The organism is Bradyrhizobium sp. 521_C7_N1_3, from assembly GCF_052075975.1.
Classification (GTDB): Bacteria; Pseudomonadota; Alphaproteobacteria; order Rhizobiales; family Xanthobacteraceae; genus Bradyrhizobium; species Bradyrhizobium japonicum.
In genome coordinates this window covers 4912267-4925025 of sequence record NZ_CP197232.1, presented here as the reverse complement: position 1 = coordinate 4925025, position 12759 = coordinate 4912267, and the positions used below count along the sequence as shown (strand labels likewise).

Sequence of the window (12759 nt, the reverse complement as noted above, 5' to 3'; positions counted from 1 at the left end):
CGTGCGCCTCTAAGGCTGACCGGCGCCTGCCGCGGGTGCTCCGGGAGCGCCTTCCAGCGCGACTAGCTTCACCCGGGAATAGCCGCCTGAGCGCAAGAGCTCCATCACACTCATCAATTCGCCATAGGGCACCGAACGATCGGCGCGCAGGAAGACATACTTGTCCTTGCTCATGTCGGACAGGCCGTCGAGGGTCCCGATCAACTCGGCGCGGTGGACCGGGTTCTCGCCGATCGCAAGCGTCAGATCAGGCTTGATGCTGAGATAGGTCGGCTTGTCCGGCTTCTTCTGCGGGGTCGCGCTCGAGGTCGGCAGATCGATCGGCAGGTCGACCGTGGAGAGCGGAGCTGCGACCATGAAGATGATCAGCAGCACCAGGATGACGTCGATGAACGGCGTGACGTTGATGTCATGCGTCTCGCCGAAATCGTCGTCGTCATCATTGTCTGCGAGCGAAACGCCCATGGTTCACTCCGCCGCGCGCGAATGCGCGCTGCCGTGGCTGCGGTCCAGATCGCGCGAGAGCAGCCGCGCCGCCGCGCCCGAGGCACGGCTGACGAGCTCGAGATAGCTTTTCGTCATGCGCGAGAAGTGGTTGTAGATGATGACGGCGGGAATGGCGGCGACCAGGCCGATCGCGGTCGCGAGCAGCGCCTCGGCGATGCCGGGTGCGACGACGGCGAGGTTCGTGGTCTGCGACTTCGAGATGCCGATGAAGCTGTTCATGATGCCCCAGACCGTGCCGAACAGGCCGACGAAGGGCGACGTGGAGCCGATGGTCGCGAGCACACCCATGCCGACGCGGATGCGCCGCGCCTCCGCGCGCACGATTTCGGAAAAACTCGAGGCTGCGCGCTCCTTGATGCCGGCATCGCTGGACAGGCCGGCCGACATCCGCGCCTCACGCAGCGCTGCCGCCAGGAAGGACGGCAGAATGCCCTGCTTGGCGCCGAGCGCCATTTGCGCTTCCGCGAGCGAGCGCGCCTCCGAGATCTTCTTCAGTGCCGAACGAAGCTTGCCGGATGCGACCGACAGCTCGATCGACTTGGCGATGAGGACGGTCCAGGTCATCAGCGATGCGAAGGCGAGCCCGATCATCACCGCCTTCACGATGACGTCCGCCGACATGAACATCACCCAGGGGGACAGCTCCTTCATGGACGGCGCGATAGCGGCCGCGTCGGGCTTCGCCGCGGGCGCCGCCGCCGGAACGGCAGCTGGAGCCGGGCTGGCTGCGGCCGGCTGAGCCGTCGCCTGTGCCGCCGGCTGGGTCTGTGTCTGGGCAGAAACAGGGGATACGAGCCAGGCGGCCACCAGCATCAAGGCGGCGGCAAGGCTTGCTTGGTAGGACATGATCTTCATACTTCGGCCCAGTAGCGAATGAGATTGTGATAGATACCCGTCAATTTGACCGTTTCGGGATCGTCACGCCCGAGCCGTTCCACCAGCGCCTGAATCGCGGTGTCGAGGTCAAAGATCATGCTCCGGGCTTGCTCGTCCCGTATCATGCTCTGAAGCCAGAAGAAAGACGCAACCCGCGTTCCCCTCGTCACCGGCGTGACGAGATGGAGGCTGGTCGAGGGATAGAGCACGCAGTCCCCGGCTTGCAACTTGACTTCGTGCGAACCGTAAGTGTCCTCGATCACAAGTTCGCCACCGTCATACTCTTCCGGCTCGGCCAGGAACAGCGTGACCGACAGGTCTGTGCGGATGCGAAGGCCGGTCAGGCGGTCGCCGCGGATCGCGTTGTCGACATGCAGGCCGAAATGGTGGCCGCTGCTCGCCGCATAGCGGTTGAACAGCGGCGGGAAGATCTGGAGCGGGATCGCCGCCGCGATGAAGCGTGGGTTCGAGGTCAGCGCCGAGATGATGTGGTTGCCGAGCTTGCGCGCAACCTCGCCATCCGGTGGCAATTGCTCGTTGCGCTTGACCATCGCCGACTGCGAGCCGGCGGTGGAGCGCCCGTCCTCCCATTCGCTGGCGTCCATGATGCGGCGGAAATCCGCCACATCATCTTTGCTCAGGACACCAGGCAGGCATGTCAACATGATCAGAACTTCGCCGACGTTACGATGTAGAACGCCCTGCCCGGCGCGACCGCCACGAACGGCGTCGCGCTGCGATAGAGCGTATCGTAATAGAGCTTGTTGGTAAGGTTCTGCGCGTAGAACTTCATGGTCCAGTTCTTGTCGATCTTCTTCTCGATGAACGCGTCGAAGCGCCAGTAGCTCGGGATCAGCGTGCCGGTGTTGGCGCCGAAGGTGCCGCCATAGACCTTGGAGCGGAACACCGCCTGGCCGCCGAGCTCCCAGTCACCGTCGAACTTGTACTTGGTGAGCAAGCTGAACGACTGATGCGCGACGTTGGCGAGCGGCAGACCGACATTGCCCGGGATGTTGCTCTTGGTGACCTTCGAGTCCATCAGCACGATGCCGCCGAAGATGCTCCAGCGATCGGTCAGCTTGCCGCTGGCCTCGATGTCGATACCCTGGATCCGGTAGGCCGCCCCCGAGGTCAGCGTGGTGCCGACGGTCTCACGGGCATTGTCCTTCGTCGTTTGGAACAGTGCGCCGGTCACCAGCAGGTGACGGTCGAACAGCTCCCATTTGGTGCCGACTTCCGCCCCCTTGTTCTGCTCGGGCCCGAGGATCGTGGTGCCGGTCGGCGGAGACGAGCCGTAGTCCGTCCCGGTTGCGTCGAGCTCGGAGCCGAACGGATTCGTCGAGGTCGCATAGGCCGCATAGAGGCTGCCGATCGGAACGGGCTTGTAGACGATGCCGGCGTTGTAGTTGACGAAGTCGGAGTCGACGCTGCTCGAAGCCGCCGCAATCGACGATTTCAGCTTGTAGCTGTCCCAGCGCACACCACCGTTCACGATGATGGTGTCTTCCCAGTTCGCCGTGTCCATCACGTAGACGGCGCCGCTATCGACGTTGTAGCGGGTCGGATCGCCGCCGAGCACCGGGTTGAACGGGCCGGGCGTGTTGGTATAGCCCGGCGAATACATGTTCTGTAGGGTCAAAGCGCCACTGCTGTTGAAGCCGGCGCCGAACGCTTCCGACGAGAGGCCGGTGTAGCGGCCGATTCCGATGCGTTCATTGGACACATCGAGCCCGGTCACCGCGGTGTGCTTGACCGATCCCGTATTGAACTTGAACGCGGCTTCTTCCTGGTTGGCGATGACGTCAACCCACTGGTTGCGGCTCTGTGCGCTCGCAGTGATCGTCCACTTGGTCGGATCGGGATTGGTCGTGATCGGCGACTGCGGCAACGTGCCGATATATTCCAGCGTCGACTGTTCCATGCGGGTCCGGCTGGTCAGGGTGATGTTGTTGGTCGGCTTGTATTCGCCGGTCAACGTGCCGAAATCCTGCCGCGCGGTCTGGAAGTCGCGATTGAGGAAGCCGTACCAGGTCCCACGCGGAATGCCCGCTTCGGTGGCCGGCACGTTGCCCTGCTTGTAATAGGGCACGCCGAAATCGGGATAGCCGCTGAGGTCGGTGTGGACGTAGTTCGTGGTGATCTTGATGTCGTTGGTCGGGGTGTACTTGGTCGAGATGAAAGTGCCCCAGCGATTGTCGGTCACGAAGTTGCGGCCGGCAACGTTGGCGTCCTGGAACAGGCCTCCGACACGTACCGAGAAGGTCGGGTCGACGACCTGGTTGACGTCGATCGTGACGCGCTTGGTCATGTCGGTGCCGAACGTCGTCTCGGCGTTCTGGAAGTTGCGATCGGTCGCCTGCTTGGTGACGATGTTGATCGCACCGCCCGCGGTGCCGCGGCCCGCAAAGGACGAGGCCGGGCCGCGCAGGATCTCGAGCTGTTCGGTGAAGAAGTTCTCGCGGATGGAGACCGCGGGATCGCGAATGCCGTCGATGAAGACGTCGTTGCGCACGTCGAAGCCGCGGATGAAGAAGCGGTCGCCGAACGCGTTGCCGCCTTCACCCGAACCCAGCGTTACACCCGCGGTCGAGCGCCCGATCTCCCTCAGCGTCGTGGCGTTCTTGTCTTCGAGGACCTCCTTGGTGAGCACGGTGATGGTCTTGGGCGTATTCAGAAGCGGCTCGGGAAACTTGCCCGAGGCCTGGACACGGTCGACCTTGTAGGGCGCGGTCGGATCGGCATAGGGATTTGCGTCGGCCGGGCCGGAGGGCGTCGTCGGAGCCGACTGCTGAGCCTGCTGGCGCTGCGCGGCACGACGAACCGCGTTGCGGGCGCGGACCTGCTCGGGCGAAGGCTTCGAGGCCGCCGGACGCGGACGCTGGACCGGCGCGTCGACCGTCACCGGCGGCAGGTTCGACTGCTGTGCCTCCGCGCCGCTCGATACCGACGCGACCGCGATCAAGCTCGCGACGGCCGAGACCTTCTTGCCGGAAATTCCCGCGGACTTCTCATCCATCCCATTGAACGCTGCGACCGAACGCAACGACTTCGGTGCGACCACCTGCCCCATTACCAAACGCCCCATCTTCTTGTTCGCTCATTCACTTCGACGAACGATGGGTGTTGGTATCGGCCGCAAAATAGCGGGTCAATGCGAGTACACCGCGAGAACGCTTGAATAAGTCCAGATCAAAACGATTCTAAACTACAGTTTGAAATCGTTCTAAAATCAGATTGGACTCGTTCTAAAGAAAGCGCAAAATTATCGCGCGCTTGTCGGTCTCGCTCACAGCATCAATCGCTGCTCGGGGGCTTCATCAGCGAGAACAATTCGTCGACGGTTTTCTGCGCGACGGCGCGCACGCGATCGGAGTTGTCCATGCCGGCGATGTTGACGCCGTTGACGACGGCTTTGATCTCGTCGCGAAAGTCGGTCAGGAACCGCAAGGGATCGCGCTGCTCGTTAGCGACGCGCGCGATCAGTCCCGTGATCAGAATCTGGCACGCGATCAGCTTGCCGTTCAGTTCGTCCATCCTGCGCTCCCGTTGTGGCCGGGCCGATATGACCGATGCCGAATTTCCTGACAACCGAAACGCCGCGCAGGCGAATTAGAACCGTTCTCACGGGGCTTGATTCCGGCTCACTTCGCAGCTCAGCCGGGGCGGCCTTGCGGACAGCTCTGCAAGGCACCCACACCGGCTCCGGGCATTGCCCAAGATTTGCGCGCGGATCGTTCGCGCCGGGAAAATGCAGCACTGCACACCGTAGTGTCACGGAGCTGCCTAGACAGTGCAAAGCTTTCCAATTGTTTAGGATTCCGAACGGATAGTGCTGTTTACACTGGAACTTGGCGTGTATTATACAAGCGCGCTGGAACCCTATGATTGCTCCACAATTCGTAGTTTTGGGCGTACGAGCCAACGAGCCGACATGAAAAAAACACGGCCGATCCTCTGGATACTGATCATCGCGGCCGTGGCCTCCGCGTGTTACTATGGCTGGCAGAAATTCGGCTCGCCCGAGGCCGGAAAAACCCAGACGGCTCAGAAGGGTCCGCCGCGCCCGGCCGCCATCCCCGTCAGCGTTTCGCCGGTCCAGAAGGCCGACTTTCCGGTTTATCTGACCGGTCTCGGCACGGTTCAGGGCTTCAACACCGTACAGGTCCGGAGCCGGGTTGACGGCCAGATCGACAAGATCGCCTTCAGCGAGGGCCAGATGGTCAAGCAGGATGAGCTGCTGGTCTCGATCGATCCCCGCCCCTATCAAGCCACGCTCGACCAGGCCAAGGCCAAGAAGGCGCAGGACGAGGCCAATCTGGCCAACGCCAATCTCGAACTCCAGCGTGCCATGAAGCTGGGCGAATTCGCGACCGCGCAGCGGGTGGATACCCAGCGCTCGACGGTCGCCCAGCTCAACGCCCAGATCGCCGCCGACGAAGCCGCCATCGACAACGCCCAGACCCAGCTCGACTACACCCAGATCAAGGCGCCGATCACCGGCGTGGCCGGGCTGCGCCTGGTCGACATCGGCAACATCGTCAACGCCTCCACGCAGACGGGAATCGTGACGATCTCGCAGGTCGAGCCGATCTCGGTGATCTTCACCGCGCCGGAAGACCAGCTGCCCTATATCAGCGAAGGCCAGAAGGCCGGTGCGCTCAAGGTGATCGCGTTCACCACCGACGGGAAAAAGACGCTTGCCGAAGGCAAGCTTGCGGTCATCAACAACCAGGTCGACACGACCAGCGGGACTATTCGGCTCAAGGCGGTGTTCGACAACAAGGAACACACGCTGTGGCCGGGCCAGTCGGTTTCGACGCGCCTTCTGGTACGCACCCTGAAGGATGCGACCGTGGTTCCGGATGACGCGGTTCAGCATTCGACCAACGGCCTCTACGCCTATACCGTCAATCAGGACAACAAGGCGGAAGTGCACAAGATCAAGGTCAGCTACGCCATCGACGGCCGTTCGGTCGTCGACGAAGGCTTGAGCCCGGGTCAACAGGTGATCACCGGCGGCCAGTTCAAGGTCCAGCCCGGAAGCCTGGTCTCGACGGCCGTAGCAAGCTCGGATCCGAGCCAGAACAAGGTACGACAGGAATGACCGAGGGCGGGATTTCGGCACCCTTCATCCGTTATCCCATCGGCACCTCGCTGCTGATGGCCGGCATCCTCTTCGTCGGTCTCGTCGCCTATCCGCTGCTGCCGGTCGCGCCGCTGCCGCAGGTGGACTTCCCGACCATCCAGATCACGGCCAATTTGCCCGGCGGCAGCCCCGAGACGATGGCCTCGTCGGTGGCCCAGCCGCTCGAGCGGCAATTCGCCCAGATCCCCGGCATCGCCCAGATGACCTCGACGAGTTATCTCGGCACCGCCTCGATCACCATCCAGTTCGACCTCAACCGTAGCATCGACGGCGCCGCCAACGACGTGCAGGGCGCCATCAACGCCGCAAGCGGCCAGCTGCCGAAGAACCTGCCCTCGCCGCCGACCTACCGCAAGGTCAACCCGGCCGACGCGCCGATCCTGCTGCTCTCCGCGACATCCGATACACTGCCGCTGACCACCGTCAGCGATGCCGTCGACGCCCAGCTTGCCCAGCAGATCAGCCAGCTCTCGGGCGTCGCGCAGGTCTTCATCGGCGGCCAGCAGAAGCCCTCCATCCGCATTCAGATCGACCCGGCGAAACTCGTCGCCAAGGGCCTGTCGCTGGAGGACGTGCGCAGCCAGATCGCGATTACCACGGTCGACAGCCCCAAGGGCAATATCGACGGGCCGAAGCGCGCCTACACGATCTACGCCAACGACCAGCTCACCCAGTCCAAGGACTGGAACGACGTCATCATCGCCTATCGCAACGGCGGCCCGTTGCGAATCCGCGACATCGGCCAGGCGGTCAGCGGGCCCGAGGACGCCAAGCAGGCGGCCTGGGCCAACGGCAAGCGCGGCGTGTTCCTGGTGGTGTTCAAGCAGCCGGGCGCCAACGTCATCGAGACCGTCGACCGGATCAAGGCGACCCTGCCTCGCCTCGTCGCGGCGATTCCGCCCGCGATCAAGATCGAGCTCATCAGCGACCGTACCACGACGATCCGCGCCGCGGTCGAGGACGTCCAGTTCACGCTGCTCCTGACCATCGCCCTCGTGGTCATGGTCATCTTCATCTTCCTGCGCAGCTTCTGGGCGACGGTCATCCCCACCATCACGGTTCCGCTGGCGCTATTGGGCGCCTGCGCCCTGATGTGGGTCGTCGGCTATTCGCTGGACAATCTATCGCTGATGGCGCTCACCATCGCGGTCGGCTTCGTCGTCGACGACGCCATCGTGATGCTAGAGAACATCACGCGCTACATCGAGGAAGGCGAATCGCCCATGGCGGCCGCCTTCAAGGGCTCCAAGGAAATCGGCTTCACCATCGTCTCGATCAGCATCTCGCTGGTCGCGGTGCTGATCCCGCTGCTGCTGATGGGCGGCATCATCGGACGCCTGTTCCGCGAGTTCGCCGTCGTGCTGGCAATGACCATCTTCGTCTCGATGTTCGTGTCGCTGACGCTGACCCCGATGATGGCCTCGCGCTTCCTGCGCGCCCATGGCGAGGTGAGCCACGGCAAGTTCTACCAGTGGAGCGAACGCGCCTTCGACGGCATGCTGCGCGGCTACGAGTACGTTCTCGATCATGCCCTGGCCTGGCGCCGCACCACGCTCCTGATCTTCTTCGCCACGCTCGGCCTGTCGATCTATTTGTTCATCCTGATCCCGAAGGGCTTCTTCCCGCAGCAGGACGTCGGCCTGATCACCGCGACCTCGGAAGCGTCCCAGGACATCTCCTTCGCCGAGATGCAGCGGCGCCAGGTCGAGCTCGGCAAGATCGTGATGGACGATCCCGACGTCGCCACGATCGCGATGAACATCGGCGGCAGCGGCCGCGCCGGCAACAACGGCAACATGTTCATCACGCTGAAGCCGCGTAACGAGCGCAACGCGTCGGCCCAGGAGATCATTGCCCGGCTGCGTCCCAAGCTCGAGAAGGTGCCCGGCGCCCGCCTCTACATGCAGGCGGCCCAGGACGTACGGCTCGGCGGCCGGCCGACGCGCACGCAGTTCGAGTTCACGCTACAGGATGCCGATCTCACCGAGCTCAACGACTGGGCGCCGAAAATCCTCGCCAAGATGCAGACGCTGCCGCAACTGCGCGACGTCGCGACCGACCAGCAGACGCAGGGCACCACGGTCCAGCTCAAGATCAACCGCGACACCGCATCGCGCTACGGCATCCAGCCGCAGCTGATCGACGACACGCTGTACGACGCCTTCGGACAGCGGCAGGTCACGCAGTATTTCACCCAGCTCAACACCTACAAGGTGATCCTCGAGATCCTGCCGGAGATGCAGGGCAGTCTCGACAGCCTGAACAAGCTCTATCTGAAGTCGCCGCTGACCGGCGATCAGGTGCCGCTGTCGACCTTTGCGACCTGGACCACCGATCCGGTCCGCCCGCTCTCGATCAGCCACCAGGGCCAGTTCCCGGCGATCACGATCAGCTTCAACCTCGCCCAGGGCGTCGCGCTCGGCCAGGCCACCGAGGCCGTGCAGAAGGCGATGGCCGATCTCGGCGCACCACCGACGCTGAATTCGAGCTTCCAGGGCACCGCGCAGGCGTTCCAGCAGTCGCTCGGCACCGTGCCGCTGCTGATCCTCGCAGCCCTCGTCGTGGTCTATTTGATCCTCGGCATCCTGTACGAGAGCTACATCCACCCGATCACGATTCTGTCGACCCTGCCCTCAGCCGGCGTCGGCGCGCTCCTGATCCTGATGGCGGCCGGCTTCGACTTCAGCCTCATTGCATTGATCGGAATCATTCTCCTGATCGGCATCGTGAAGAAGAACGGCATCATGATGGTCGACTTCGCCATCGCGGCCGAGCGCGACGAGCACAAGACGCCGGAGGAATCGATCCGTCAGGCCGCGCTGCTGCGATTCCGGCCGATCATGATGACGACGATGGCCGCCCTGCTCGGCGGCGTGCCGCTGATGCTCGGCCACGGCACCGGCGCCGAGATCCGCCAACCGCTCGGCTACGCCATGGTCGGCGGCCTGATCGTCAGCCAGGCGCTGACGCTGTTCACCACCCCGGTGGTCTATCTCTATCTCGACGAGCTCAACAACTGGTTCTCGGGCTGGGGCCGTTCGGGTGACGGCGACGGCCACGAGGTCGCCGAGCACGGCACCGTCAAGCAGGCCGCCGAGTAAGCTTGCGCCGCGGCTTCCGCGACGCTACAGCGAGGCCCTCGGTTCACGCCAACGCGGTTTCGCCATGTCCATGCAATCCAGACTTGTCGCCCTCGCCGCCGCCCTTCTGCTGTCGACAGGCGGCGCGTATGCCCAGCAGAGCGCCAAGAAGAACTCCCCGGCGCCGGCTGCACAACCCGCGCCTGCCCCGACGCAGCAGCCCCAGGCTGACGGTGCGCAGCAAGCCGGATGGGTCGTGCGCTGCACCAGCGTCAGCCGCGATGCGCCGCTCGAATGCGCGATGGAGCAGAACGCGGTGCTGACCAAGACCGGCCAGACCATCGTCCTGATCAACATCCGCATCGCGCCCGACACCCGCACGCCGGTGGCGCTGCTGCAATTGCCGCTCGGCCTCAACCTGCCCGTCGGGGCCAAGCTCCAGGTCGACGAGGGCAAGACATTCGACCTCCAGATCCAGACCTGCGAGAACCGCGGCTGCTACGCCTCGACGCCGATCGCGGCGGACCTGCTCGCGGCCTTGCGGTCGGGCAAGCAGCTAAAGGTCTCCTTCCAGAACATGGCCAAGGAGGCGATCGCGATCCCGATGCCGCTGGGCGATTTCGCGGCGGCCTACGACAAGATCAAGTAAGGGCCACACTGTCATCGCCCGCCTTGTGCGCAATTGCGCACTGGGACGGGCGATCCAGTATTCCAGAGGCAGCGCGACTAGAACCGAGGGGCCGCGGCGTACTGGATGCCCCGCCTTCGCGGGGCATGACACCACACCGTTTTCTCTATCATTGCCGCGCCATCTGCGCGTTGCCGACGGCATCGCCGTCGAGCTTCTGGTCGTCATGCATGGTGACGGTGACGCGCAGCAGCCGCCCCTCGAACTCGAACGGCGCCTCGTAATGCGACACCGGGCTGCCGCGGTCGCGGCCGATGTCGAGGCCGGACCACGAGATCAGCGTGTGGAAGCCGAGCTGGGTCTGGAGCGCCCCCGCCGGCTCGCCGTCGATCAGCAGCGTGTATTCGGTGACGCCGGTGCGCGAACCCTTGGCCGGCGCCTCCTTGCGCACGAGGCGCTCGACATGCACGCCGAGCCGCCGCGCGCCTGACGGCACCTTACGGTCCGACCGCACGATCTGGTGGCTGCCGCCGATGTTGAGGTCGTGCACGAGATGGCCGTCCCTGACGTAGAGGCTGTAGCCCGACGTCGCATCGCCATGCGAGATCAGCACGCCATTGGCGCATTGCCCGTCGATCTCGACATGCGCCTCGATCGTGTAGCTGCGGCTGCGCACATCGGGCGCGACATCGGTCGGCACGTGGCCCATGCCGGCGTGGAAGACGAAATGGTGGCGCGCACCGTGGAAGCGTGCGGCGTTCTCGGCGAAACGCGGCCCGAAGCGATCGTCGAGCGGCAGCACCTTGTGCCTCTCGGCCTCAGCCCACCAGGTCGCGACCATCTTTGCAAGGCGCTCCGGCTCCTTCGCGGCGAGATCGTCGGTCTCGGAGAAATCCTGGTCGAGATGAAACAGCTCCCATTTGTCGTTCTCGAACGGCGTGCCCGAGGGATGGAAGGCGACCGCCTTCCATCCGTCCTGCCAGAGGCCGCGATGGCCGAACATCTCGAAATATTGCGGCGAGCTCTTTGAGGGCGCGGACGCATCAATGATCGAGCGCGCAAAGCTCTCGCCTTCCAGCGGCATCTGCGGGCAGCCCGCGATCGTGCTGGGCGCCTCGATGCCGATCAGCTCGAGCAGCGTCGGCGTGAGGTCGCAGGCGTGGACGAACTGGTGCCGCAGTTCGCCTTTGCCTGCGATCTTCTTCGGCCAGTTGATGACGAAGGGATCGCGGATGCCGCCGCCATGGGTGTTCTGCTTATAGCGCCGCAGCGGCGTGTTCGAGGCCATCGCCCAGCCATGCGGGAAATTGCTGTGGGTGTCGGGCCCGCCGATATCGTCGATACGGCTGAGCTTTTCCGCGATCGGCTCCGGCTTGAAGTTGAACGGCCCCATCGCGTTGACGAAGCCGAGCGGCCCGCCCTCCTGGCTCGCGCCGTTGTCGGACATCACGATGATCACGGTGTTGTCGCGAATGCCGGCCGTTTCCAGGAACGAGACAAGCCGTGCAAGATGCCGATCGGAATGATCGAGCATGCCGGCGAAGGCCGCCTGCAGGCGGGTGAAGACGCGGCGCTCATCGGCCGAATGCTCCTCCCAGGCTTTCACGCCATCGTTACGCGCCGGCATCCGCGTTCCCTCAGGCACCAGCCCCATCGCCTTCTGGCGTGCCAGACGCCGTTCGCGCTCGATGTCCCAGCCGTGCGCGAATTCGGCGTCGTAGCTCCTGATGATGTCGGCCGGGGCCTGATGCGGCGCATGGCAGGCGCCAAGTGCGACCCAAGTGAGCCAGGGAACGTCAGGACGGTCGGCGACATGGTCGCCGATGAAGCGGATCGACTGGTCGATCAGGTCCTCGGTCAGATGATAGCCGTTCGCATACGTGCCCGGTGGATCGATATGCGCGTTGTCGGAGACGAGCTCCGGCGCGTACTGGTCGGTCTCGGCGTCGAGGAAGCCGTAAAAGCGATCAAAACCGCGTCCCAGGGGCCAGCCGTCGAACGGGCCGGTGGCTCCGCTTTCGGTCAGCGGCGTGACGTGCCATTTGCCGACCATGTAGTTGCGATAGCCATGTAGGCGCAGCATCTCGGCCAGCGTCCCCGCCTCACGCGCGATCTTGCCGCGGTAGCCGGGATAGCCGGAATCGAAATTGGCAAGGCAGCCGACGCCGACCGAGTGATGGTTGCGTCCTGTCAGCAGCGCGGCGCGCGTCGTCGAGCACATCGCCGTGGTGTGAAATCCTGAGTAGCGGAGCCCTTCCGCAGCGAGCCGGTCGATGGTCGGCGTCTTGATTGCCGAGCCATAGCAGCCGAAATCGGAGAAGCCGACGTCGTCGAACAGCACGACCAGGATGTTCGGCGCCCCCTCGGGCGGCTTCGGCGCATCCGGCCACCAGGGTTTTGACTCCGCGACCGTCTTGCCGATGGTGCCGCGGAACGGCGTGCCGCTGTTTGCGCTCATCTGCTCCTCCCGATGTTGCACGGCGGCCGCGGTTGACCCGCGGCTCGGCCACGTCTAAATTATA

Annotated in this window: 9 protein-coding genes; 3 read left to right on the top strand and 6 right to left on the bottom strand. The window is 64.2% G+C overall.

Going from position 1 to position 12759, the window contains the following annotated elements; genetic code table 11:
* Positions 1–9: 9 nt before the first annotated feature.
* The 5 genes from exbD to AB7008_RS22580 form a co-directional block, all read right to left on the bottom strand.
* The gene (exbD, locus tag AB7008_RS22600) at positions 10–465 is read right to left on the bottom strand and encodes a TonB system transport protein ExbD (RefSeq protein ID WP_014495997.1); all 456 of its coding nucleotides are present in this window, start codon (positions 463–465) and stop codon (positions 10–12) included.
* Positions 466–468: 3 nt separating this feature from the next.
* On the bottom strand, positions 469–1362 hold the full coding sequence (gene exbB / locus AB7008_RS22595; RefSeq protein ID WP_441259561.1) for a tonB-system energizer ExbB: 894 nt from the start codon (positions 1360–1362) through the stop codon (positions 469–471).
* Positions 1359–2048 (bottom strand): Fe2+-dependent dioxygenase, encoded by a 690-nt coding sequence (locus AB7008_RS22590; protein ID WP_028157724.1) that lies wholly within the window; start codon positions 2046–2048, stop codon positions 1359–1361. The genes exbB and AB7008_RS22590 overlap by 4 nt, the downstream gene beginning before the upstream one ends.
* Positions 2049–2050: 2 nt before the next feature.
* Positions 2051–4453, bottom strand: a complete 2403-nt coding sequence (locus AB7008_RS22585) for a TonB-dependent receptor (RefSeq protein WP_441261233.1) — start codon at positions 4451–4453, stop codon at positions 2051–2053.
* Between the two features lie 224 nt (positions 4454–4677).
* Positions 4678–4917: a hypothetical protein gene (locus AB7008_RS22580; RefSeq protein ID WP_028146580.1), complete on the bottom strand. Its 240-nt coding sequence runs from the start codon at positions 4915–4917 to the stop codon at positions 4678–4680.
* A 397-nt stretch (positions 4918–5314) separates the two neighbouring features.
* Here AB7008_RS22580 and AB7008_RS22575 point away from each other — a divergent pair, with 397 nt between their 5' ends.
* From AB7008_RS22575 to AB7008_RS22565, 3 genes are all read left to right on the top strand, one after another.
* Complete coding sequence (locus AB7008_RS22575) at positions 5315–6487, top strand: efflux RND transporter periplasmic adaptor subunit (protein ID WP_041957731.1); 1173 nt, start codon at positions 5315–5317, stop codon at positions 6485–6487.
* Positions 6484–9630: a multidrug efflux RND transporter permease subunit gene (locus AB7008_RS22570; protein WP_248882830.1), complete on the top strand. Its 3147-nt coding sequence runs from the start codon at positions 6484–6486 to the stop codon at positions 9628–9630. The genes AB7008_RS22575 and AB7008_RS22570 overlap by 4 nt, the downstream gene beginning before the upstream one ends.
* Before the next feature lie 64 nt (positions 9631–9694).
* The gene (locus tag AB7008_RS22565; protein WP_441259560.1) at positions 9695–10258 is read left to right on the top strand and encodes an invasion associated locus B family protein; all 564 of its coding nucleotides are present in this window, start codon (positions 9695–9697) and stop codon (positions 10256–10258) included.
* Between the two features lie 148 nt (positions 10259–10406).
* Here the strand turns inward: AB7008_RS22565 and AB7008_RS22560 are convergent, their stop codons facing one another.
* Entirely contained in the window at positions 10407–12695 is a 2289-nt protein-coding gene (locus AB7008_RS22560; RefSeq protein ID WP_441259559.1) for an arylsulfatase, read from the bottom strand.
* Positions 12696–12759: the final 64 nt, after the last annotated feature.